General features: G+C 70.7%; 19 protein-coding genes. 17 read left to right on the plus strand and 2 right to left on the minus strand.

Features of this window, described 5'->3' with window-relative positions; translation table 11 throughout:
* Window positions 1–23 precede the first annotated feature (23 nt).
* Window positions 24–1,388 (minus strand): hypothetical protein, encoded by a 1,365-nt coding sequence (locus IF67_RS0132780; protein WP_158713199.1) that lies wholly within the window; start codon window positions 1,386–1,388, stop codon window positions 24–26.
* Window positions 1,389–1,931: 543 nt separating this feature from the next.
* Here IF67_RS0132780 and IF67_RS45365 point away from each other — a divergent pair.
* The 11 genes from IF67_RS45365 to IF67_RS0132845 all read left to right on the plus strand — a co-directional run bounded on the left by IF67_RS45365 (window position 1,932) and on the right by IF67_RS0132845 (window position 16,789).
* Complete coding sequence (locus IF67_RS45365; protein ID WP_051818849.1) at window positions 1,932–3,992, plus strand: DUF4157 domain-containing protein; 2,061 nt, start codon at window positions 1,932–1,934, stop codon at window positions 3,990–3,992.
* Window positions 3,993–4,069: 77 nt separating this feature from the next.
* Window positions 4,070–5,647, plus strand: coding sequence for a phage tail sheath subtilisin-like domain-containing protein (locus IF67_RS0132790; RefSeq protein ID WP_030991907.1), 1,578 nt, complete (start codon window positions 4,070–4,072; stop codon window positions 5,645–5,647).
* Window positions 5,648–5,751: 104 nt separating this feature from the next.
* The gene (locus IF67_RS0132795; protein ID WP_018087540.1) at window positions 5,752–6,195 is read left to right on the plus strand and encodes a phage tail protein; all 444 of its coding nucleotides are present in this window, start codon (window positions 5,752–5,754) and stop codon (window positions 6,193–6,195) included.
* A 71-nt stretch (window positions 6,196–6,266) separates the two neighbouring features.
* Window positions 6,267–6,680, plus strand: coding sequence for a hypothetical protein (locus IF67_RS0132800; protein WP_107050340.1), 414 nt, complete (start codon window positions 6,267–6,269; stop codon window positions 6,678–6,680).
* Window positions 6,677–6,835, plus strand: coding sequence for a DUF6760 family protein (locus IF67_RS44455; protein WP_199812817.1), 159 nt, complete (start codon window positions 6,677–6,679; stop codon window positions 6,833–6,835). The genes IF67_RS0132800 and IF67_RS44455 overlap by 4 nt, the downstream gene beginning before the upstream one ends.
* A 3,704-nt stretch (window positions 6,836–10,539) precedes the next feature.
* Window positions 10,540–10,977: a phage tail protein gene (locus IF67_RS0132820; RefSeq protein ID WP_030991913.1), complete on the plus strand. Its 438-nt coding sequence runs from the start codon at window positions 10,540–10,542 to the stop codon at window positions 10,975–10,977.
* Window position 10,978: 1 nt separating this feature from the next.
* Window positions 10,979–11,773 carry a LysM peptidoglycan-binding domain-containing protein gene (locus tag IF67_RS0132825; protein ID WP_234341481.1) on the plus strand — a complete coding sequence of 265 codons (795 nt, stop codon included), beginning with the start codon at window positions 10,979–10,981 and terminating at the stop codon, window positions 11,771–11,773.
* Complete coding sequence (locus tag IF67_RS0132830) at window positions 11,770–13,689, plus strand: VgrG-related protein (protein WP_030991915.1); 1,920 nt, start codon at window positions 11,770–11,772, stop codon at window positions 13,687–13,689. Before IF67_RS0132825 ends, IF67_RS0132830 begins: the two co-directional genes overlap by 4 nt.
* A 48-nt stretch (window positions 13,690–13,737) precedes the next feature.
* Complete coding sequence (locus IF67_RS0132835) at window positions 13,738–14,160, plus strand: GPW/gp25 family protein (protein ID WP_030076992.1); 423 nt, start codon at window positions 13,738–13,740, stop codon at window positions 14,158–14,160.
* On the plus strand, window positions 14,160–16,175 hold the full coding sequence (locus IF67_RS0132840) for a putative baseplate assembly protein (RefSeq protein WP_030991916.1): 2,016 nt from the start codon (window positions 14,160–14,162) through the stop codon (window positions 16,173–16,175). Before IF67_RS0132835 ends, IF67_RS0132840 begins: the two co-directional genes overlap by 1 nt.
* Window positions 16,172–16,789: a phage tail protein gene (locus tag IF67_RS0132845; protein WP_078889773.1), complete on the plus strand. Its 618-nt coding sequence runs from the start codon at window positions 16,172–16,174 to the stop codon at window positions 16,787–16,789. Before IF67_RS0132840 ends, IF67_RS0132845 begins: the two co-directional genes overlap by 4 nt.
* Here the strand turns inward: IF67_RS0132845 and IF67_RS45850 are convergent.
* Window positions 16,765–16,980, minus strand: a complete 216-nt coding sequence (locus tag IF67_RS45850; protein WP_051818855.1) for a hypothetical protein — start codon at window positions 16,978–16,980, stop codon at window positions 16,765–16,767. The two genes, IF67_RS0132845 and IF67_RS45850, sit on opposite strands and share 25 nt — an antisense overlap.
* Before the next feature lie 466 nt (window positions 16,981–17,446).
* Here IF67_RS45850 and IF67_RS45375 point away from each other — a divergent pair, with 466 nt between their 5' ends.
* From IF67_RS45375 to IF67_RS42315, 6 genes are all read left to right on the plus strand, one after another.
* Entirely contained in the window at window positions 17,447–18,256 is an 810-nt protein-coding gene (locus IF67_RS45375) for an NADase-type glycan-binding domain-containing protein (RefSeq protein WP_051818857.1), read from the plus strand.
* A gap of 1,253 nt (window positions 18,257–19,509) precedes the next feature.
* Window positions 19,510–19,947 carry a hypothetical protein gene (locus IF67_RS0132855; protein WP_234341483.1) on the plus strand — a complete coding sequence of 146 codons (438 nt, stop codon included), beginning with the start codon at window positions 19,510–19,512 and terminating at the stop codon, window positions 19,945–19,947.
* A 153-nt stretch (window positions 19,948–20,100) separates the two neighbouring features.
* Window positions 20,101–21,636: a S1 family peptidase gene (locus IF67_RS0132860; protein WP_234341491.1), complete on the plus strand. Its 1,536-nt coding sequence runs from the start codon at window positions 20,101–20,103 to the stop codon at window positions 21,634–21,636.
* A 515-nt stretch (window positions 21,637–22,151) separates the two neighbouring features.
* Window positions 22,152–22,331: a hypothetical protein gene (locus tag IF67_RS0132870; RefSeq protein WP_030991925.1), complete on the plus strand. Its 180-nt coding sequence runs from the start codon at window positions 22,152–22,154 to the stop codon at window positions 22,329–22,331.
* A 432-nt stretch (window positions 22,332–22,763) separates the two neighbouring features.
* Entirely contained in the window at window positions 22,764–24,446 is a 1,683-nt protein-coding gene (locus IF67_RS39715; RefSeq protein WP_051818859.1) for an ALF repeat-containing protein, read from the plus strand.
* A gap of 2 nt (window positions 24,447–24,448) precedes the next feature.
* On the plus strand, window positions 24,449–24,557 hold a 109-nt coding region (locus IF67_RS42315), incomplete at its 3' end, for an ALF repeat-containing protein (protein ID WP_234341492.1).

Here is a 24,557-nt window from a genome sequence, read left to right on the forward strand (position 1 = left end):
GTGCCGCACGCTCCGCCCGGCGCTCACGGCCCGTCGGAAAACATCCAGTCCTGCCGCTCGTTGGGCCCGTCGGTGCACTCCCAGGTGATCGCACCCTTGTCGTTCTGCATATCGGTGAGGCACTCGTTGTTGGCCGTGTTGACGATGCGGCTGCGGCCATCGGCAGCCTCGACCAGCCGCCACTTCTGGTTCGGGGGCAGTTTGCCCGACTCCAGGTTCTCCGGGGACGCGCCCTCGATCTGGACCTCGTTGGTGCCGACCTTCACGTCGACGACGCTGCCCGGGGCGCTGGCCGCCTCCAGGGCGACCGTGTTGTTCTCCGGGTAGTGATGGACGATCCACCACTGGTTGCGGCCGAACTCGTCGGCCGTCCACTTGGGGTTCTGGCCCACCTGTGTGCCGTTCTCCTGGCCACCCTGGTTGACCTGGAGGTACCAGCCGCCATTGGCGGCGTCACGGATGGTCTGTTCCTTCGGGCCCTCGTCCTGCCCCTCGTCGCCGCCCGCGGGCGCTTCCTCCTCCGGCTCCGCAGACTCCTCCGGAGCCGCGGGCTCGGACGGTTTCTCGGACGGCGCCGGGGGCGCCGGCTTCTTGGGGGGATCGATCGGGCGTCCGACCGGGCCGGGCTTCGCCTTCGCGCTGGTGGCCACCGTGGGCTGGGCCCTGAACCACAGCGCCGCGAACGCCAGCGCCGCCACCAGGAGCAGCGAGCACAGCACCATCACCCAGCGCGGCAGCACGGACAGCTGAAGGTAGGTGCCGCGCAGTTCGGTCGGCTCCGGCACGCCGGCCCGCAGCGCGGAGACGGCGAAGGGGTGCTTGTTGGTGCCGCCGACCCAACTTACCTTTCCGGGACGGATATTGAGCTGGGCGAAGGCGGCGCGTCCCGGGGCGACCTGCACCGAGCTCGGTTCGGCCTCGACGGTGAGGGCGTCCCCGTTCTCCCGGCCGGAGAGCGAGACCGTCAGCGGCTGGTTGCCGAGGTTGTCGACGGCGACCGCCGCTTTGGCGCGCCATCGGCCCTGCACCGTCAACGGGACCAGTTCACAACGGAGTTCCGTGAACGGCCCGACCGTGACCTGCCCCTCGACCACATCGCGGATCTCGGGGTGCTCGGCCGGCTCGACGCGGATGCCGAAGGGCGTCGGCCCGGCCACGGCGTCCGATGTCCGCGGGGGCGCAAAGGTGACCTGCGCGGTGCCCTCGGCCCCGGGATACAGCCGCAGCACATCCGGCTCCACCCGAGTCCATCCCGCGGCGTCGCCGGCCGGCCGCAGCCGGTACTCCTCGACGGTGTCGCCCGTGTTGCGGATGCGTAGCCGTACGCTCGCGACGGCACCCGGGTCGACGGTGATCGCAGCTGGTTCCAGTGAAGTCCACATACTCACCCGGGCAGTCAACCCGTCCGGCAGGCGCGGGTCAGTGTCCGCGAGGGCAGAGCGGGGGGCAGAGCTGGGTGTACTGATGGCCGGAGTGGGGGAGCGGCGACGGTCCGGCCGGTGCTCCCGTAGCAGCCGGGCGAGGCGCCGGTCCGCTCCCGCCCGGAGCGCTGCCCCGCATCGGCTCGGCCGTGCGGCGCCCTGTCCTCCACCGCGGCCCGGCATCGCCTCGGCCGCGTCGTGTGTCCGCCTCTGGATTCGGCCCGGCCGAATCCCGGCCGAACTCCGGCCGAATCCCGGCCACGCGGCGGGTGGTGTCCCCTTGCGCCCCTCGTGACCGAACGGGCAGCGCGTGCTGCCCCCGGCGGAGCCCGTTCGTCTCTACAGCCGGTCCGGCCCGTCCGCCAGGATCGAAAGCGTAGGAACGACAGCAGTGACCACGACAGCAGTGGCCAGCAAGTAACCAGCACTGATCAGCGCTGATTCAGAACAGAGCAGCACCGACCAGCACCGACCAGCGCTGGTCCGGCAGTGAGCGGGACGGGGGAATTCATGCGGGCACATGACCGGCGGCCGGAATCCGGACGCGACCGCGCGGGGACGGCGCCCGCCGCGCGTACGACGGTCCCGACCGCTCCCGAGGTGGCCCGCAGGCCGGCCGTGACCGGGGAGGCCGGACACCTCACCCCGGAGGCGGCCGCCGTGCTCCAACGGGCCGTGGGCAACGCGGCGTTCTCGGCCGCCCTGGCCGCCGACGAGCAGCACCGGCACGGTGCCGGCTGCGGTCACACCACACCGCCCGCCGTCCAGCGCTCGCCCGTCGAAGGCGTACTGTGCTCGCCCGGCCGTTCGCTCGACGACTCCGTACGGGCCGACATGGAGTCACGGCTCGGCGCCGACTTCTCCGATGTGCGCGTTCATACGGATGCCGCGGCCCATGAATCGGCCGAATCGGTCCACGCCCATGCGTACACGTCCGGCGCGCACATCGTCTTCCAGCGGGGACGGTACGACGGCTCCTCGGCGGCCGGCCGCCATATGCTCGCCCATGAGCTGACCCATGTCATCCAGCAGCGCACCGGGCCCGTGGCGGGGACGGACCGGGGCGACGGAACCAGGGTCTCCGACCCCTCCGACCGGTTCGAGCGGGAGGCGGAGGCGAATGCCTCGCGGGTGATGAGCGGGACCGCGCCCGTGCAGCGCAGCACGGAGCCGGGGCCGTCGAAGTCCGCCGGGTCCGCGGAACCCGCATCCCCAGTGGCCGGGCACGGCGCATACGTGCAAAGGGTGGAGGCGGCGGCGTCCCTCGCCGGGCAGCTGGCCGAGCCGTGCGCCGACATGGCCATCCAGCAGCGGATCGAGGCGTACGACGCGCTGACCGATCAGCGGCCGCAGCAACGGCTCGAATTGCTCGGCGAGATCGCTGAATTGCTGCACAAGCACAGCGACCGCGAGCAGCTGAAGCACATAGCGGGTGCCGTCGAGGGCGAGATGCACCGGCAGTCCACGCGGCTGGCCCGGCTGAGGCGCTACACCGCCGACGAGGACGGGCCGTACGAGCTGATGACCGACGAGGGGCTCCTGTGGGACGCCCCGGACTTCGAACACCGGACCAGCGCACTGGGCCGGACGGGACAGAGCTACTTCGCCGAACTCTCCAGCCGCAACCTGAGGTCCATGCAGTCGGAGAACCGGGACAGAGGGCAGAAGAAGAACTTCTTCTCGAAGGAGAAGAGCGAGCCCGCATGGATGGAGCCGGTGCGGCAAAAGCTGCGGCAGGCCCTGATGGGTGCCGAATTGCATCACTACACGCCGGCCTCCCGCGCACGCGCCATGCTCACGGACGGCGGCCTGCGGGCGAAGACACAGCTGGAGCTGGACACTCCGGGCTTTGAGCACAACACGTCGTCCTATGACGAGGCGGGGCTTGCCAATACCGGATTTGTCTTCTTCTTCATCGAATCACCGGGGGCGGTCCGTGGCACCCGCTTCGCCAAGGGCAGCGACGACGCCGACGCCCCCGCGTGTGTACATCTCCCCATCCAGCAGTCGGGTCTGCTCAGCAGCGGCTGGGTGATGCTCTCCGACTTCGCCCAGCGCGAATACCCCCAGATCTGGTCGGCCAAGGAGAACCGGGCCGACACCGACTCAAGCCTTCCGACGCGCGATCTCAAAGAGCCGGACAAATACACCGAGCGCGTCCGCAAGTTCGAACTGGGCGTCGGCGGCATCGAGGCGGAGGACATCATGGCCATGGCCGACCGCCCGGACGCCGAACGTGCGGCGGCCAGCATCGTCACACCGCAGGCCCGGGGCGATGGGGAGAGCGAGCAGAAGTACTACGGCGAAGGCGGGAAGGCCGTTGCGTACAAGGAGCGGCTCTTCCAGAACGTCCTGCACGGCCACGACATCATCCCCGGCCTGACCGAACGCGCCGTGATGGAGATCGCGCGCTTCGAGCAGACCAATCCGAAGCTGGCAGACAGCTTGCGGGGCATGAGCGGCGAGGCTCTGATGAATTACCTCCTCAAGCACTTGCTGCGGCCACAGGCCATGATGCCGAATTCGGTGCAGATCACCGAGGAGAACATCGCGTACAACGTCTCCACCTGATCGCGCACCCCGCCCCTCGAACTCTCCGATCTTGCCCGACCCCTCCTCCACCACACGCCTACTAGGAGAAAAGCACCATGCCGAATTACCTGTCCCCCGGCGTATATGTCGAGGAGGTCGCCAGCGGATCCCGTCCCATCGAGGGGGTGGGAACTTCCGTTGCGGCATTTGTCGGTCTGGCGCCCTCCGGTCCGCTGAACGAGCCGACACTGGTGACGAACTGGTCCCAGTATGTGGCGACCTTCGGCGAGTTCACGGACGGGTATTACCTGGCGCATTCCGTGTACGGATTCTTCAACAACGGCGGGTCGGCGGCGTACGTCGTGCGCGTCGGCGGCGCCACGGACGGCCCGCAGTCTTCCGCCGCCACGGAAGCGACGCCCAGGGCGCTGACCGCCGGGGAGCCGGTGGCGCTGGGCACCTTCAAGGTCGCGGCGATCGCGGCCGGTTCCACCGCCGGCGGCGCGCTCACCGTCGAAGTGCAGGACGCCGAGGGCGAGGGCGGCGCCGACCGGTTCAAGCTGGTCGTCAAGGACGGCGACAAGGTCGTCGAGAGCTTCGACGTCAGCGCGAAGAAGAGCGCCCGGAACTATGTCGTCGCACAGGTGAAGCAGCGGTCCAAGACGGTTGTTCTCGAAGAGGCGGTTTCGGCAGGGCAGTTGGCGAAGCCGGAGGCCCAGAGCGTCACGCTGGCCCCGCCCGCCCCGGCACCCGCCGCCCCCGCCACGCAGGGCACCGTCGAGCGGCTGGACTCCGGCCAGTTCATCGGTGACTCCGCCGACCGCACCGGATTTGGCGGCCTGGAGGCGCTCGACGAGGTCAACATGGTCGCCGTACCCGACCTGATGGCCGCCTACCAGCAGGGCTTCATCGACGAGGAGCAGGTCAAGGCCGTCCAGCTGGGGCTCGTCGCGCACTGCGAGCTGATGGGCGACCGGATGGCCGTCCTCGACCCGCCGCCCTCGCTGAATGCCCGTGACATCCGTAAGTGGCGCCAGGAGGTCGCCGGCTACGACTCCCGGTACGCCGCCCTCTACTACCCGTGGATCAAGGTCTTCGACCCGACCTCCGGCCAGTCGCGCATCGTGCCGCCGTCCGGCCACATGGCCGGCATCTGGGCCCGCAACGACTCCGAGCGGGGTGTCCACAAGGCGCCGGCCAATGAAGTCGTCCGTGGGGCGATCGATCTGGAATTGCAGATCACCCGCGGTGAGCAGGACCTGCTCAACCCGGTCGGCGTGAACTGCATTCGGGCATTCCCCGGACGCGGAATCCGGGTGTGGGGCGCGCGGACCCTGGCTTCCGATCCGGCGTGGCGGTACTTGAATGTCCGACGCTACTTCAACTACCTGGAGGAGTCGATCCTCATCGGGACGCAGTGGGTGGTGTTCGAGCCGAACGACGAGGCGCTGTGGGCCCGTATCCGGCGCAACATCTCGGCGTTCCTGGTCAATGAGTGGCGATCGGGAGCATTGTTCGGACAGCGTCCCGACGACGCGTTCTATGTGAAATGCGACGCGGAGACCAACCCCGTCGAGTCCGTCGACCTGGGCAGGGTCGTATGCGAGATCGGCATCGCACCGGTCAAGCCCGCCGAGTTCGTGGTCTTCCGGTTGGCGCAGTTCTCCGGGGGTGGCGGGGAGCTGGAGGAGTAGGAGAGGGGGCGGCCCGTCGGCCTCCGCAGTCGGGCTCCTTTCCCTCTCCTCTCCCTCCCCTCTCCCGCACTGACATTCTCTTACCGCAACAGGAGTGAACTCGCGTGTCTCTTCAGCCCGGTGATGCCCTCACCTCACACAATTTCGGCCTGCAGATCGACGGGGTGATGGTCGAATATCTGCAAGAGGTCAGCGGTCTGACCATGGAGCAGGACGTCATCGAATACCAGCAGGTCTCGGCGGACGGAAAGCCCGTCGTGAAGAAGATGCCCGGCACGAAGAAGGCCGGCGAGTGCACGGTGACCCGTGGTATGACGCAGAGTGGCGCGTTCAGTGAATGGATCAACAAGTCCATTGCGGGCGATATGGGTTCGGCCCGTAAGAACGCCACCATCATGATGATGGACTACCAGAACAACCCGGTGAAGCGCTACAACATGCGTAATGCCTGGTGCAGCAAGGTGGAGACCAGCGGGGTCAAGGCGGGCGACGCGGCCGCGCTGACCGAGCAGGTCACCATCGTCTTCGAAGAGCTGGTCATCGAATAATGCGGCGCGCAGGTCCGGGGACACAGGCGGCTCCCACGGCGAACATGGCGAATGCGGCGGGTGCGGCGAGCATGTCTGATACGGCGAGTGCGTCTCAGGCGGCCGTTCGAGAACCGCTGCGGACGGAGTTCGAGTTCGAGCTGCCGCGCGGATTCGTGGACGAGTCCGGAACGGTCCATCGCAATGGCGCGATGCGTTTGGCGACGGCACGCGACGAGTTGATTCCACTGCGGGATGTGCGCGTACGCGAGAACCCGGCATACCTGTCGGTCGTGCTGCTCGGCCGGGTCATCACCCGGCTCGGCACCCTCGGGTCCGTGCACGACGGCACGGTGGAAAACATGTTCGCTTCCGACCTGGCCTTTCTTCAGGACTTCTACCGGCAGATCAACGCCGAGGGACACACCCGCGCCGCCGTGGCCTGCCCGCACTGCGAGGAGTCCTTCGAGGTGGAGCTGGCCGGGAGCCGCCTGGGGGAATCGTGACGTACGCGGCTGATCGGATCGAGGAGGAAGTCGCCTATCTCGCCTACCACTTCCACTGGGGGCTGGACGACATTCTCGACCTCGAACACGCCGACCGGCGCGCGTACGTATCGCAGAGCGCGGCCCTGGTCGAGCGGGCCGAAGGGAAGCAGTGACGGGGGATGGCCTTGTTCAGGTGGCTACGGGGGCCGCGGGGCGCGCGGGGTGCGGAGCGTACGCACGAGCCTGCGGGCGGGACGGCGGTGGACGCTGCGGCGGGGAGTGGCGGAAGCCAGGGGAGTGGCGGGGGTGGTGGCTGGACCGCCGTGCCTCCCGTCCAGAGGGTCCTGGGGGCGCCCCGCACCGTCTCGGAGGCCGGCTTCGCCGCGTCGCTGAGCGCGCACCGCGATCCGTCCTTCGGAGGGGAACTGGGGCATGACGTACGTGCCTCGGCACCCGGCGGGATGCTTCGCGGAGTCCTCACCCCGCTTCCGGCAACCGGCGCGGGGACCCCTGCTCGCCTCGACCTGCCGGTTCTGCGACTGCCGGTCGTGGGGCGGAGCGGTGAGGAGGACGGGGCCGAGGTCGTGGCCGGGGCCGGAGCGTTCGGCGGGGCCGGCGGGGGCGGTGCGTTCCCCAGGGCCGGTGGGGGGCCGTCGGCCGGTCCGGTTCCGGTACGGCCTGCCAACGTGCAGCGTGCCTCGTCTGCCTCGTCTGCCTCGTCTGCCTCGTCTGGTTCAACTGGCTCGACTGGCTCGACTGCATCGACTGGCTCGTCTGGTGCATCGGCTTTGTCTGTGCCGTCCGTGTCGGAGGCAAGGTCGCGGGAGCCGCTCCGCCCTGCGCTGATGTCGGCGCCACCGGTGGCCGGCCCGCCGGTGCGTCGAGTGACGGCGGCGGGCGGGGCCCAGGTCGCCGCGGCGGGGCAGGTGTCCCCGGCGCCGGTCGCCGCGGAGGTGACGCCGGTTGCCGCAGAACCGGCGCCCCTGGCCGATGCTCGGCCCACAGCTGTCCCGGGCCCGGTCCCCCCTCCGGGACCCGGGACACCCGCCGCGCTATCAGGGAGGGTGACGGCGACACCGGCCCCCGTCGCCGTGCGCCCTGACACCCCCCAGCGGCCGGTACAGCGACGGGCGGCCGTGCGCCGGGTACGGCGGGCTACCCCCGAATCGGGAGTTGCTCCTGCGGCTGTCCCCGACGCGAGTGGCCCTCGCCGTGACCCCGATCCGGCAACCGCGTCGCCGAGCAAGCCAGGCGGTGGGGGCACGCAGGCGCAGGCGCCGACGTCTGCGCCCGTGCCGGTGGCCGAGTCTGCGTCGGCATCTACCTCTACCTCTACCTCTACCTCTACCTCTACCTCTGCGTCTGTGCCTCCGTCGGCATTCGAGCCTGTGGCAGCGTCCAGGCCGGTGTCGGCGTCCGCGCCTGTGGCCGCATCCCGGCCTGCGCCTGCGCCTGCGTCGGTGTCCGGGCCCGCGGCCGCTTCCGGGCCTGCGTCGGTGTACGGGCCCGCGGCCGCTTCCGGGCCTGCGTCAGCATCTGTGCCTACGGCCGCGCCCGCGCCCACGACGGCCGCCCCGTCCCAGCCCGTTTCCACGTCCGCGTCCACGTCCGTGCCCGCCGCCGGGCCGGGCGCGCACGAGGCCGGGGCCGAGCAGCCTCCGACGGGCCGCTCCGTGCAGCGCTCAGCGCCAACACGCAAGCCGACACTGGGGCTTGGGGCTCCGCTGTCGTCGTCCGGCAAGCCCGTCGAGCCGGGCAGGCCCGTGTCCGGCGATCCGGAAGCCGCCATGCTGAGCGAGGCACGGACGCGGGCGACGCCCCAGGGGAACGTCCCTGCCCCCACATCTCCCGCATCCCCCGCCCCGAGTGCTCACTCCGCCGGTGGTCCGATGCGCGCCGCGTCGGCGGAAGGCCATCCGGTGGTGCAACGGTCGGCGAGCGCCGATGTGCCCCCGGGTCGGATGCGCAGTGCCGAAGGGAACACCCCGCCCACAGCGCCTACCGGTCGCCGGCGCCCTCTGATCGGCGCACCGTTCGTACCCAATGAGCCGCCGCAAGGAGCGCCAGCGCCGACACCCGTCCAGCGCGCGCGTGTGTCGTCGGCCACGCCGCCGGGTGATGTGGTGCCCCCGCTCCCGTCTGCTGCCTCCGAGGCGAGGCGGAAGCCTGTCCAGCGTGCAAGCGCACCGTCGACCACGCCGCTGCCTGACGCGGTGCTCACTCCCGCTGTCGCCGAGGTGGGGCCGTCGGCCGTCCCGCGTGCGAGCGCACCGCCGGCCACGTCGCCGGGTGACGCGGTGCTCCCGTCGCCTGCATCCGAAGTGGGCCCGACTGTCTCCGGGGCGGGGCCCGCGCCCGTCCAGCGCGCGAGCGCTTCGCCGCTCAGGCAGCCGCGCGACGCCGCCCTTCCGTCCGCTCGCTCCGATGCCGGCCCCGCACCTGAGGGGCCGGCATCGGACACCCCCGTCCGGGCCGCCGTACAACGCGTCACCACACGTACCGCACCACCACCCGCACACGTGACGGCACCATCCGCACACGTGACACCGGACGTGCCTTCGCCGCAGGTGCCGGCCGGCATCGAAACGTCCCGGACTCCCGTACCGACGAGTGGGGCGACGAAAAGGAGCAGTGCTGCGTCTGCCGCGTCCGGCCCACAGCCGTTGCTGCGCAAGCCGGTTGAGGCCGACCGGCCCGAACCGGGGCGGTTGCCAGGTGTGCGGCGTGCCCCTCTCGCGACGGCTCGGGCGCTGGCCGTCCGGGGGCCCGCCCACGGGAGCAGCAAAGACGTCGGACACGGCGGAACGCCGGGGCCGGCGGTCGGAGCTCGTCGAGCCACGTCCGCTGTGCCACTACGTGCGCGGAACTCCAGCGCGCCTGTACGACCAGGGGATCCGACGCGGCAGCCACTGGCTCCCGGGCAACTCACTCATATGCAAACGGTTCAGAGGGCCTCCGCTGCCTCTACTGCCTCATGGCCCTCGGCTCCGGCCCCTGCCTCGGCCCCGGTCGTGCTGCCTGTCCCTGTGTCTGCCTCGGCTCTTGCACCTGCCTCGGCTCTTGCACCTGCCTCGGCTCTTGCGCCTGTCTCTGCTCCGGCGTCCGCCTCGACTCCGACCAGGACCCCCGCCACGGCCCTGGCCCCGGTGCCTGTCTCGGCCCCCGCCGTACAACGGCGCACCCCCACGCCATCCACGCCACCGGCGCCGCCGGTCGCGCCCTTGGCCGTGCCCACCTCGCTGCCCCCAGTCACGACCACCCGTACGCCCCGACCCGTGCAACGCACCGCCCACCCCACGACAAGCGCCCCCACAGGCACGTCGGCGAACACCTCGCCGGGATTCCTTCCAGGCCCCTCGGTGAAAACCGCCCCGCGCTCGCCCACGAGCACCACGGCGAACGCTGCTGCGAGCGTCTCCAGAGGCACCATGGCGAGCGCTTCGCCAAGCTTCCCCGCAGTCACCACGGCGAATGCCCCGGCAAGCACCTCCGTACCCATCCCCGCCCCCGTCCAGCGCGCACCTTCCACCCCACACCGGCCCCCCGCCTCCACCACACCTCCCTCAACCCCCACCCGAGCCCCAGCCCGAGCCCCAGCCCCAAGTCCGGCCCCAGCCCCACCCGCACCATCCACCCCCGCCGAGCTCGACGAGCTCGCCCGGCGCCTCGTGGCGCCGCTGTCGCGGTTGCTGCGGGCGGAGTTGCGCAGCGACCGGGAACGGATCGGCCGACTGCGGGACCGAGGCCGCTGAGCAGGCGGGCCGACCGCCGCCGCCACGGAACAGCCACCCGAGCCCACCCGACCCCAGCCCACCCTCTGCCAGCCCACTCCGCCCCTGCCAGCCCACTCCACCCTCCCACCCAAGAAAGCCACCCCATGCCCGCGCCCAAGGACCCCGGATCCACCGTCTTCTTCAAGCTGTCCATCGACGGGCAGGACCTCGGCCTGTTCAACGGCTGTGACGGGCTGGCCTCCGAGGTGGAGGTGGAGCAGCGGCAGGAGGGCGGCAACAACGGATTCGTCTGGCAGTTGCCCACCCGCGTGACGTACTCCACGATCCGTCTCACCCGCCCCCTCACCCCCGACACCTCCCGCGTGGCGGCCTGGATCTCCTCCATCGCCACCGGTATCCGCAGGCCCACCGCCCAGATCGCCGCCCTGCGCGCGGACGGTTCGATCGTTGCGCAGTGGGGGCTGGTCGAGGTGCTGCCCGTGCGATGGCAGGGGCCGAGTCTGGACCCGGCCAGCCCGGGTGTGGCGACCGAGACGCTGGAGATCGCACACCACGGATTCACCGACGCGGGAGGTGCCTGAGGTGGCTGCGCCGACCGGCGGGAAGGCGGGCGCGAGTCTCGTACGGGCCGCGCTCGCGATCCATCAGCCCCCCACCGACCTCGGCGGCTCCATCGGCGGACGCATCGGTGAGGTGGAGTTCCAGTTCAACCCGACCCAGTTGCAGCTCGGCCGGGAGGCGGAGTGGCACACCCAGGCCGCGGTCGCCTACACGCGCGGCGCACCGCCGAAGTTCACCGGCACCCGGCCCGCCACGCTCCAGCTGGAGGTGTTCCTGGACGCCTCCGGCACCCCGAACGCCGGGAAGGTGCAGAAGCAGGTGGAACTCCTGCTCTCCTGCTGCGAGGTGACACCCCAGAGCGTCAACTCCAAGCGTCCTTCGCCGCCTTGGGTCCGCTTCTCCTGGGGGGCGTTCAACACCGTTCAGTTCGTCGCGTATGTGACGAGCGTCAGCGCCACCTACACCCTGTTCAACCCCACCGGGGAGCCGATCCGCGCCACCTGCGCCCTGTCCCTCACCGAGGTGGCCATGCCCACCAAGGGGCAGAACCCCACCTCCGGCGCGCTCTCCGCCCGCCGAATCCACCGCACGGTCGCGGGCGACTCGCTCGCCTCGCTGGCCTGGCGGGAGTACGGGGACGCGACCCGCTGGCGGCTCATCGCGGAGGCGAACGAGATCGACGATCCGATGCGGCTGCGGCCGGGCACCGAGCTGCTGCTGCCCGCCGCCGACGAAGGCCCGCCCGACGGGGTGCCCGATGGCCCTCCCGCGCCCAGCCCCTCCGGTCACCCCACGATCCCCGAGGCCCACCGATGAGCGAGAAGACCTACACCAGCGTCCTGCACGTCGAGATCGGCGGCACGGTGCTGCCCGACAAGATCGCCGCCCTCCTCACCGAAGGCTGGGTCGACGCCAGCGTCAACGTCCCCTCCGCCTTCCAGCTCACCTTCGCCGACCGCGGCTCCGACATCCTCCAGACCTTCCCGAAGATGAAGATCGGCGCGAAGGCGGTGCTGTCGCCCTTCACCGACGGGCAGCGCGGCACCCCCATGCTGACCGGCGAGATCACCGCTCTCGAAGTGGACGCGGACGCGAGCGGCAAGTCCCTGGTCGTCCGGGGCTACGACCCGGGGCACCGGCTGCTGCGCAACCGCCGGGTCGCGGGCTACCCCAACATGACCGCGAGCGACATCGTGCGCCGCCTCGCCGGCCGCAACAAGCTCTCCCTCGGCAAGGTGGAGGCCACCCGCACCGTCTACGAGCTGGCCACTCAGCCCAACATCACCGACTGGGACTTCCTGCTGCGCCTGGCCCAGGAGAACGACGTCCATCTCTCCTTCGACCCGCAGGGCAAGCTGCGGTTCGGCAAGCTCGACCCCGCCTCCTCCGCGCCCGCGGACACCACACCGGCCGCGCAGAGCCCGTACGTCCTGGAGTTCGGCCACAACGCGCTGCACAGCAGGATCGCGGTCACCGCCGCCGGGCAGGTCGCCAAGGCGGGCGCGCGCGGCTGGAACATGCGCGCCAAGCGCGCCCTGTCCGCCGAGTCCCCGGCCACGTCGAGCAAGGACATCGTCGCCGATATCGCGCCCGGAGCCCTCAGCAAGCCCTTCGGTGCCTCCGAACTGACCGCCACCGACACCCCGTTCACCACCCAGGCCCAGGTCACCCATGCCGCCCGCGCGCTCGCCGACGACGTGGCGGGCTCCTTCGCGGAGCTGGAGGTGGCGGTCACCGGGAATCCGCAGCTGACACCGGGCCGGCCGGTCGCGCTCAAGGGCGCCGGCTTCCCCTTCGAAGGGAAGTACACCGCGACCGGCGTACGCCATGTCTTCGATTCCGGACGGCAGTTCACCACCTGGCTGACCGTCTCGGGACGGCAGTTCCGGTCGCTGTACGGGCTGGCGTCCGGCGGCGCGGACACGGCGCCGCCCATGCCGGGCGTGGCCATGGCGCTGGTCAGCAATGCGAAGGACCCGCTGAAGCTGGGCCGGGTCAGGCTGCGCTTCCCCTGGCTGTCGGACACCTACGAGAGCGACTGGTGCCGGGTGGCGCAGCTGGGCGGCGTACGGGGCGGCGGACTGATCCTGCCGGAGGTCGGCGACGAGGTGCTGTGCGCCTTCGACCGGGGCTCCCTGGAGCATCCGTACGTACTCGCCGGGCTCTACAACGGTATCGACAAGCCGACCCCGCAGACGGACGGCCTGCCCGCTGTCGACCCGACCAGCGGCCGGGTCAACTGGCGCTCCCTCGCCTCGCGCAGCGGTCACACCGTCGAACTCGTCGACGCCAAGTCCCGGATGAAGAGCGGCATCCGGCTACAGACCGGCAACGGCAAGCTCACCGTCCACATGGACGAGACGCGCACCCAGGTCACCATCCGCAGCGACGGTTCCGTCTCCATCACCGGGACCCGGAATGTGAGCATCAAGGCGGGCGGCAACCTCTCGCTGACCGCGGGCGGCTCGCTGACGATGAGTGCCGGCGGGGCGGTCGACATCAAGGCGGGCGCGAAGTTCGGCGTCGCGGCGGGTGCCGTGGCGGACATCAACGCGACCGGCGCCATCAGCCTCAAGTCGGCCGGCGCGGTGGCCGTCAACTCGGTCGGCGCGGTCTCCGTCTCCGCGGTCGGCGCGGTGGCCGTCAACGCGGGCGCCGCGGCAGCCATCAACTCGCCGGCCACGGTCACGCTGAACGCACCGGCCGTCCTGCGCAACGGCATTCCCTTCTAGGGGCCTGAGGAAGGTGAGGGACATGCATCTCAAGGGGGGGCACCGGACATGAGTGAACAGTTCGTCGGCGCGGGCTGGACCTTCCCGCTGCGTACCGACCCGGGCGGCGGCATCGCACTGGCCCGCCGCGAGCGGGAGATCGAGGAGTCGATCCGGCTGGTGCTGGCCACCGCGCCCGGAGAACGGCCGATGCGGCCCGAATTCGGTTGCGCTGTCCACGACATGGTCTTCGCGCCGGTCAACGAGGCGACGGCCGGCCGTATCCGCTACGAGGTGCGGTCCTCGCTCGACCGCTGGGAGCCGCGCATCGAGGTCCAGGACGTCGAGGTGAGCCCGGCGCCGGACGAGCCGTCCGTGCTGTTCATCGATGTGCGCTACAGCGTGCGCGGCACCAACAACCCGCGCAGCCTCGTCTTCCCCTTCTACGTGATCCCGTCCACGGAATCGCCGTCCACCGAAAGCGAAGCCTGATGGCCCTGCCCGCACCCCACCTCGACGACCGCCGCTTCCAGCAGTTCGTCGACGACGCCAAGCGCTATATCCAGCAGCGCTGCCCCGAGTGGACCGACCACAATGTCTCGGACCCGGGCGTGACCCTCATCGAGGCCGTCGCGCACATGGCCGACCAGATCGTCTACCGCCTCAACCGGGTGCCGGAGAAGAACCATCTGGCCTTCCTCGACCTGCTCGGTGTCACCCTCTTCCCGCCCTCCGCGGCCCGCGCCGACGTCACCTTCTGGCTCTCCGCCCCGCAGCCCGAAGCCGTGGTGCTGCCGGCCGGGACGGAGGTGGCCACCGGCCGTACCGAGACCGAGGAGGCGGTGTCCTTCGCCACCGAGGACGATCTGACCGTCATGCCCTGCGAACTGGCCGCCGTGCTGCGGCAGGAGGCCGGGACCACGCCCGAGGACTGCGGTCAGGACGTCCTCGGCGGCCGCGATGTGGCCGTCTTCGCGGCCGCCCCGCAGCCGGGGGACACCCTGCTGTTCGGGCTGTCGGCGGCGGTGCCGCGATGCGCCGCCGTACTGCGGCTGGACAGCCGGGTGGACGGGGTCGGCGTCGACCCGCGTCAGCCGCCGCTGTGCTGGGAGGCATGGACCGCCGACGGGTGGACGGAGTGCGAGGTGGCGGAGGACTCCACCGGCGGCCTCAACCGGCCCGGTGAGGTCGTGCTGCACGTCCCCGCCGGGCACCTCGTCTCGCGCGTCGGCCGGATCGACTCCGCCTGGCTGCGCTGCCGGGTCGTCGAGGCCGCACCCGGCCAGCCCTTCTACAGCGCTTCGCCGACGGTACGGTCCGCGTCCGCGTTCACCATCGGGGGCACGACCAGGGTCGCGCACGCCGACGTGGTGCGGGACGAGCCGCTCGGCGAGTCCACGGGCGTGCCCGGCCAGCGGCTGCGCCTGGCGCACGCACCCGTCGTCGCGGACCGTCCGCCCCTGAGGCTGGAGATCTCCGACGGGGACGGCTGGCAGGAGTGGCAGGTCGTCCCCGACTTCGCCGCCTCGGGCCCGTACGACCGGCACCTCACCCTCAACGCGGCCACCGGCGAAATCGCCTTCGGCCCCTCGGTGCGCCAGCCGAACGGCGAGGTGAGCCAGTTCGGGGCCGTACCGCCCAAGGGTGCGGCCATACGGGCCGCGCACTACCGCACCGGCGGCGGGCGGTCCGGAAACGTGGCGCGCGGCGCGATCCAGGTGCTGCGCAGCTCCATCCCGTATGTGGCGCGGGTGGAGAACAGGGAGGCGGCGCGCGGCGGGGTCGACGGCGAGACCGTGCAGGAGGCCAAGGTGCGGGCGCCGATCGCGCTGCGTGCCCAGGAACGGGCCGTGACCGCCCGCGACTACGAGGAGCTGGCGCGGCGCGCGGCCCCCGAGGCGGCCCGTATCGCCTGCCTCGCGGTCGATCCGGCGGAGCCCGCCCCGGGCGCGTCCGCCGGCGCCGGCGGAACGGGCCAGGGCGGGGCGGCGGGCCGGACCGGTGAGAACGCCGTCCGCGTCCTGGTCGTCCCCCAGGCTGTCTCCGACCCCGGCGGCCGCCTCCGCTTCGAGCAGCTGGTGCCCGGCAAGGAACTCCTCGGCCGGATCACGGGGTTCCTGGACGAGCGCCGCCCCCTGGGCACCCGTCTCGCGGTGGGCCCGCCCTTCTACCAGGGCGTCACGGTCGTCGCGACGCTGCACTCCTTCCGGGCTGCGCGGGCGGAGCGCGTACGGGCCGAGGCTCTGGACGCGCTGTACGCCTACCTCGACCCGCTGACCGGCGGCGCGCACGGGGAGGGCTGGCCGTTCGGCCGCCCGCTGCGCTCCGGTGAGATCTTCGCCGCCCTCCAGCGTGTCCCCGGCGTGGAACTGGTCGACGAGGTCCTGCTGCACCCCGCCGACCCGCTCACCGGCCGCCGCGGCGACGCCACCGACCGCATCGAACTCGCGCCGTCCGCCGTGCTGTTCCCGTTCGACCACCGCGTCCGTGTGATCGAGGCACGATGAGGGGCACACCCACGGGGATGCTGTCCCCGCACCCCCTGGGCGCGGCGCTCCCCGCCGTCTACGCCGACGACGACTTCGCCCAGCGCTTCGTCGAGGGCCTCGATGTCGTCCTCGCCCCGCTCTTCCACGTACTGGACTGCCTGGAGAGCTACTTCACGCCCGCTCTCGCGCCGGAGGATTTCGTCGACTGGCTGACGACCTGGGTCGGCACCGAACTCGACGGTACGGAAGCGCTGTCCACCCGCCGCCGCGCGGTGGCCACGGCCGTCTCGCTGCACCGCGTCCGCGGCACCCGGCTCGGCCTGTCCGAGGCGGTCCATCTGGCCTTCGGCACCCGCCCGGAGATCACCGAGAGCGGTGGCGCGACCTGGTCCGCGCGCCCCCTCGGCCCGTTCCCCGGCTTCCCACACCCCGGCCTACGGGTGACCCTGCGGGTCCACGACCCCGCCGCCACCGACCCGCACCGTCTGCACGCCGTCGTAGCGGCGGCCCGCCCCGCGCACCTCCCCTTCACGGTCGAGGTGACCACACCACGCGCCCCTGACATCCACCCCGGACCCGCCCCCGGACCCGCCCCCGAAGCCACGCCTCAAGCCACCTCCGAAGGAACCTGACCCATGGCCACCGACATCACCACCTGCCCGGACTGCGGCGCCCCGGCTCCCCAGACGGGCCAGTCGTTCTGCGACTCCTGCGGCGCTTTCCTGCGCTGGGACCGGCCTGCGGCATCGACCTCCTCGCCGCCCGCGCCCTCGTCGTCGGTGCCACAGCCCGCGCCGCCGCCGCCCACGTCGGCGCCCGACACGGCGCGTACACACCCTGCGTCCGGCGGTCAGGTCCCGGCGAGCGGACCGCACACGGCGAGCGGACCGCACGGCACTCCCCACCGCCCCGGCAACCGGGACAACGCCGTACACCCCGAAACCGCCCCGCCTCGAACGAGCCCCCCTGCCCCCCCTGCCCCTCCTGCCCCTTCTGCCGCGGGCCCCACCGACGCGGCCGCCGTCCCGCACCAGGACAACGGCGAGGACCCGACCACCCCGCTCCCGACAACCGCCTCCGCCGCCGCCGACGGGACAGCGCCCCGGCCCACCCCAAACAGCCCGGAGCACCCACAGAGCCCAGCGAGCCGACAGAGCTCACAGAGCCCTCAGAACGCACAGAGCGCACAAAGCCCGGTCCACCCCCCACACGGTCAGGCCGCCCCGACGCGCCCCCCGTCCGGCGAGCGGAACATCTCCGAAACCGGCATCCGCGCCCTCCTGGTCCCCGTGCCGGATGCCTCGCCCACGGCGCCCCCGGAGGCACCCGGCAGCGTCCTTCCCGGCCGGCCCGATCCGGCCCGGCCCCGGGTCCGCACCCCGCAGACCGCCCCCGAGCCCGAGGACGGCACACCCTGCCCGACCTGCGCCACACCCAACGCGCCACGCCGCCACTTCTGCTACAGCTGTGCCACCCCCCTCACCGACACCGCCCGCACGGAGGCCGAAGGGCCGTACGCCGGACAGCGCCCGCGGCTGCACCGCGACCGCACCCGGTGGATCGCCCGTGCCGTGGTGGCGGCCGTGATCGCCGCTGTCGTGGTCGGGGGCATCATCGGGGGGCCGCCGGCCGCACGAGCCGTCCAGGACCACTTCGCCAAGCGCGTCCAGGTGCCCGCCGCCACCTGGAAGGCCTCGCACTCCGGACCCGAGCAGGGCCCGAAGCTCGCCTTCGACGGCTACTCCAACACCTGGTGGGGGACGGGCTATTCGGGCGCCTCCGACGGCCAGTACCTGGAGGCCGGCTTCGGCCAGCCCACCGACCTCCTGAACATGGTGATCACGCCCGGTGCCTCCGCACGCACCCCACAGGCCGCCGACCCGGCCCGCCCGCACGAGTTCGACCTGCTCGTGACCGACTCCGCGGGCAAGCGGCACCTCTTGCGCTACCGGCTCAACGACGGCGGTCCGCAGAAAGTCGATGTCCGCGTACGCAACGCCCTGACCGTACGCCTGGTGCTGCACTCCGCCTACGGCACCACAGACACCAAACAAGTAGCCATCGCCGAGCTGGAATTCTTCGGCCGCTCAACGGGCTAGCCCCCGAAGAAGCCCCACGGCCGCCGCCGCACCCTCTCCTGACCGCGTCTTCGCGAGTCAGGAGGGAGTGCGGCGGTTTTCCTCCGTAGGAGCCCTCAGATATCCCGGAAGGGACCAGGGGGCGCCGTGACCTGCCACGCTGGGCGACTGTGCCGCGCTGACCTGCGCAGATGGTCTTTCAGCTGTTTCAGGCTCGTGCCCGCTGGCGCAGCCGGAGGTCCCAGGAAACTCCCACGACCCACGGCCACTCTTTCGGCTCTATGCAAGGTGAAGGGGCACGGTGCGGGCTGGGGCTCGTGCCTCGGTGGTCCGCCCTGAACGAACGGCAGCGCGCTTATCGAACGGCTCGTGGCCGGTGATGAACCTGGGAGTCTGGGCGCCGGGAGGTTGGCGCTCGGTGTATGCACTTCGTGACCGTGGACTGCTGACGGTGGACAAGGGCGGCGGTGCTTTCCGGGTGGAGGTCACGGAGGCTGACAGGCTCAATCGTCGGCATGGTCATCATCCGGAAGACCCGGCGTTTAACGATGGTGGTATGTCGGTGGTGCCCCCCCCGAGTCTCCGATGTCGTACAGCGAGCGGCCGGTCGCCCGTAGGCAGCGGGCGAAAGCACGGGAGCTGTGATCTGCGATTTTGCCGATGTGCATGGTGCGATGTGGGCGTTACTGGCGAAACCTCGACGCTCATTCGACGGTCGTCCTGATTGGTCGTCAGGTTCCTGGCGTCGCTTGGTCAAACGGTCTTCTGGCTGCGCAGGCGTGGCAGGTTGCGGGAAATGTCGTGGTGCCAAGCGGTCTGGCTGGCCGTATGTGTGGAGCGACCAGCAGGTTCTTCGTCTGCCGGCGGTTCACACTCCCCGTCGGCATCGACCTGCCTGAACCGTGGTGATGGCTCCTACGCTCTGAGTGCTGGTCCGCGCATGGCCCGGATCTCTTGCCCCCCGCGTGTCTGTGCGTCTTGGGGAGGCTCGCCGTCTCGCCTCGAGGCTGCGAGGCCGGCGCGGCAGCCACATCGGCCTGCTTTCCCGTCTCGTCAGGCGGCAGCTCCGGTGCCTCGTATAGGCGGGAGTTGGCAATCATCGGCGCGAACGTGACATAGACACGTTCACATATGCCTTACATATGCTTTACTTCTTCACTCCAACGACACATCCTGACATCCTCCCCTTTGAGCAGAAGGACGCCGTGGTGATACGTCATGCCCGAAAGGCACTGTTAACCAGCTTTGTTGGCGCACTGTCACTGTCGGCCGTGATGGCCGGCCTCACCCTCGCGCAGGCCGCCCCGCAGGACGACCCGCCCCCCGCGGCCGCCACCGAAATGCCCTCCGCAGTCGAGGACTTCGGCTACCCGAACGCCGCGCGGATCTTGCAGGATCAGAAGATCGCCCTGAAGCGGGGTGACGGCCACATCGTGCTGGCCGGCTGCGACTCCACCTACGACATCATGGTCAAGTCCCGTACCGGTGCCGGGGAATTCTGCTTCGCGGTCCGTGGCACCAAGGGCTACCTGACGATGGAACTGGTCGACGCCTTCGGTATGTGGACCGTGGGGCATCCGGTGCAGGCCAAGATCACCGCTGACGGGAAGGAAACTGTCATCAACGCGCCCAAGAACGACTACAAGCCGTTGGGCGAGGCCGGCAGCTCCGAGAAGCGCTCGGTCCTTGTGGAACTCCGCGTCACCAGCTGACGCCGTCGCGCGGAACACCTCCGGACAACAGTGGGCAGGGCACGCTGTTGAGCGTGCCCGGAACTGCGCCCCTCCTCGATCGAACAGAAAGTGTCAGTGATGGGCAGACATTCGCGCGCCGCGTGGATATCAGGATTATGCGCAGCCTCCCTCATGACGGGCGTGCCGGCGTACGCAGTCGCCGGTGGCACCGCCATCTCGGGCGGGGCCTACACGTTCGCCGTGAAACTCGACATCGGTGACGGCAAGCGCAGCTGCTCGGGCGCGCTGGTGGACAAGCAGTGGGTGCTCACCGCCGCCGGCTGTTTCGCCGACGACCCCAAGAGCCCGAAGGTCACCGAAGGCGCGCCCAAGTGGAGGACCACGGCGACCGTCGGCCGGACCGACCTGACCGGTACGGCAGGAACCGTCACCGACGTCACCCAGGTGGTGCCCTATGCGGGGCGCGATGTGGTGATGGCCCAGCTGGCCAAGCCGGTCACCGGTGTCACGCCCGTGACCGTCGCCACGGCTCCTCCCGCGCAGGGTGAGGAGTTGAAGGTCATCGGTTTTGGCCGGACCGCGACCGAGTGGGTGCCCGACAAGCTGCACGCGGCCGCCTTCGCGGTGGATGCGGTGCCGGACGGGAAGCTGGAGATCACCGGCAAGAGCGCGGCCGTGTGCCCGGGCGACACCGGCGGCCCGGCGCTGCGGGAGACCGGTGGCCGAGTCCAGGTGGTCGCCGTCAACAGCACCTCCTGGCAAGGCGGTTGTCTGGGCACGGACCCGGCCGAGACTCGTACCGGCGCCGTCGATGCCCGGGTGGACGACCTGGGCGCCTGGGTGCAGCAGGTGCGCTACCGCCCGGTCTTCGCCGGCGCGCCGTGGGCGAAGGCCACCCACATCGCCTCGGGGTACTTCACCGGCGGCTCGGCCGGCGGTACCCGGCACATGGACATGATCGTGCGCTGGAACGACGCGGAAGTCACCCTCTACCAGGGCTCCGACGACAAGGACCCCCGCCACCCCTTCTCCGCCGAGTACCAGCTGGCCGAGGCGCCGAAGGCGGGCAAGACCAGCATCTGGCAGCACGCCAAGCAGATCACCGGCGCGAGCTTCGGTGGCGGTACGGACGGGCTGGTGGTGCGCTGGGGGGACGGTGAGCTGACCCAGTACACCCACGTCGACGCCAAGGGCTTCCATGGGGAGAAGCAGCTCGCCAAGGCCAAGAACACCCTCTGGCCGCACGCCACGCAGATCACCGTCGGCCGCTACTCGGCCAACCAGCAGCGGGACGACTTCCTCGTGACCTGGGACGACGGCCGCGTCACCCTCCACCCCGACCTCAACGCCAACGGCGTGGCGGACAAGGCGCAGAAGGTGCTCGTCAACAAGAACACCACTTGGACGCACGCCACCCAGATCAGCGCCGGAGAGTTCACCGGCAAGAAGACCATGGACCTGCTGGTGCGGTGGTCGGACGGCGAGGCCACCATCTACCCGGGCGTCGATGCGGCCGGATTCCACGGCGAGATCAATGTCCGCCCGGAGAAGTCCTACTGGACCAATGCGACCGTGATGGGCGCCGGTGCGTTCGTCGCCAACGAACGAGCCAACGACGTCATCGTTCGGTGGGCCAAGGGGCCGGTCAGTCTCTATCCGGGTGTGGACGCCGCAGGGACACACGCGGAAATCAAGATCGTCGAATGAGCCGACGCCGCGTGACGCGACGGGTCGGGATGCTCCCCGCCGCGTCACGCGGCACCGACGGCACATCCTGGCCGGCCCGGCCCGGCCCGGCCCAGTCCGGCCACCCCCGCCCCTCCCCACCCCAACACCGCAACGGAAAGCTCCATGAGACGCATACCGTGGATGCGCGCCACTAGCTTGGCTCTGTGCGCATCGATGGCCGTCACCGTCCCGGCGGCCGCTCTCCCCGACGAGGGACCGGATACACCCAGTACTGGGCCCGCCCCCGCGAGCGCGACCACCGTTCCGCCAGGTACCGGGCACGAACCTGCACAGGGTGTGAGCGAGGAGCAGGTGGACAACGCGCGGGAGGTACAGCGGTACTGGACGCCGGAGCGCATCCGCACCGCCGTTCCAGTGGATGCCGCGCAGTCCCGTAAGCCGGATTCGAAGGCGCGCCCAGGATCCGGACTGCGGCGCAAGCCGTCCCTGGCGAGCCCTCTCACCAGGTGCCCGAAGGGATCGCCACAGTCGGTGTGTTCGAGAAGCCCAAGCTGACGGACGAGGTGGGGCTGAAGGGCCCCAACGACACCTGGACCCACGCAAGCACCATGGCTATTGGGCGCCTCGGCGGCGGAAACACGCGCAGCGACGACCTCATGGTCACCTGGACCGACGGTGAAGTGACCCCCTGGCCGCCGAACGCGTCCTCGTGAGCCCGTGACCAGGGGATCTGTGCACTGCTGACGAGCTGATGGTGCCCTCGACGTGCGTCGAGCATCTTGGCCCTTCCCTACTGACCTGCTGATCCCCGCCATGACACAGGCCAGTTTCAGGCGCACTGCCTCGACACCAAGCGGGTTAGGCGCACTGAAACCCACATCACACTGCGTTCGCGGGCCGGTTGCCCGACTGGGGAGCATGTCCGCTTGCGCGGCCATCTCTCTGCTTCCCCCTTGATGCACGTCCGTGCGTGCTGCCCCTGCCCTGAACGGACGTTCAGGGCAGGGGGTACTACCGATCGCTATGAAGGACAAGAGAGGACTGACCGGATGAGACCTGGACCGAGCGCAATACGAGCCGCATGGCCCCTCAGGAGTGAACCTGTATCCAGCAGAAGCGGACCGCTTCGTCGTGGCACCTGGTCCATGCTGCTGACCATCTCGCTGGTGGCGGGACTCTTGGGTGCAGGGCCCGCCACCGCGGCGGACACCAACAATGACGAACTGCCGTACATACGTGATCTGGTTGTCGGCTACTGGATGGTTGGCGGCACCGGCGTCAAGGAGGCGGCCGAGCAGGCACTTCTTGGTACGGATGAGGACCTCGCAACGTTCCTTGACCAGAGGGACAGGATCGAGTTCGACGATGACTACGTCGATGCGAGCCGGATCTTCAACGCCGGTGGTCCGGCCGTGCGCGAGGCCGCGAAGACGGCCTTGAAGAACAGCACTTCGCAGAACCCCGCTCCGTTGCGGACGTTTTTGAAGGATGGCTGGAAGGCCCCGCTGGAGGAGGACCAGGAGGTCGAGGTCTCCCGGGTCATCAACTTCGGGGGCAACGGCGTCAAGGACGCCGGCAAGGCAGCCTTGAAGGGCACCCCCGAAGACCGAGCGAAGTTCCTCGCGGAGGGGCAGTACACGGCGCGCGAGACGGACAACGAGGTCGAGGTCTCGCAGCTCGTCAACTCAGGCGGCCCGGCGGTCAAGGCAGCCGGCAAGGTCGCACTCAAGGGCACGCCCGACGACATCGCCGAATTCCTTGAGGTGGGGCAGTTCGTCGCGCGCAACCGCGACCAGGAACATGCCACCATCGCCCAGCTGACCGAGCAGGCCACCCTGGCCGGGAAGCGGGCCAAGGACGCGACGGAGAAGGCCCAGGAAGCCTCCACGCGTGCGATCGAGGCGTCGGATCTCGCCAAGGAAGCCGCGCTGAAGGCGGCGCGGGAGACCAACGCCGCCAAGAACGACTCCCAGCGGGCGGCGGTCAAGGCCAAGCAGGCCGCCGACGCGGCCCGAGCTGCCGCCGCCGCGTCGCAGACGGCCATCAGCGCGGCCAACGCCGCCAACCGCTCGGCCCGCATCGCCGCCCTCGCCGCCGCACAAACGGCCGCGGCAGCCGCCAATGCCGCCGACGCGGCCAACGACGCCTACAACGCCTCGATCGCGGCCGCATCCGATGCGGGCCGGGCGGGCGAAGCCAGGGACATGGCGAAGAAGGCCCGGGCAGCGGCCACCCTCGCCAGGACATCCGCGCAGGCGGCAAAGCAGGCCGGCGCAGCCTCACTCGCCGCGGGCGCCGCCGCCAAGGCGTCCCGCAGCGCCAGCAGCAATGCCAACGCCGCGGCCGACGCGGCCGATGAGGCCAACAACTACGCCGAGGCCGCGGGCGTCCACTCCGGTGAGGCCAGGGCGGCCGCAGCGGAGACCCGTCGCCACGCCAACGAGGCCGACCGGGCGGCCAACGCGGCCGAAGCTCTGGCACGCAAGTCGGCCAACGCCGCCGACGAAGCACGCGAGGCCGCGGATTCCGCCGCCACGCATGCCGACAATGCCGCGACGGCCGCGGAGGAGGCCGCCAAGCATGCCGGTGAGTCAGCCAAGGCGGCTGAACAGGCCAAGAAGCACGCGGCCGCGGCCAAGAGGGCGGCAGATGCGGCTGAGTCGGCGGCAGCGACCGCCAAGAAGGTCTTCACCATCGCCCGTGAGGCCGAGGCGGAAGACCTCACCTGGACACCACGGCGGCCGAACTGGCCGCCGAGGCCGACAAGCCCGACGCCGACACCAAGGCCATCGCCGCGAAGGGCCGCGTCCTGGCCCTCAAGGCCCTGAAGATCCGTGGTCCCTGGCATCAGGAGGCTGCGGCCAGAGCCCTGTCCGGGCTGGATGACGAGGTCCTGGAGTACCTGCGCACCGGGTGGAAGCAGGCCGCCCAGGACGAGA

Origin of the sequence: Streptomyces sp. NRRL S-1813 (genome assembly GCF_000719605.1) — a bacterium.
GTDB lineage: Bacteria > Actinomycetota > Actinomycetes > Streptomycetales > Streptomycetaceae > Streptomyces > Streptomyces decoyicus.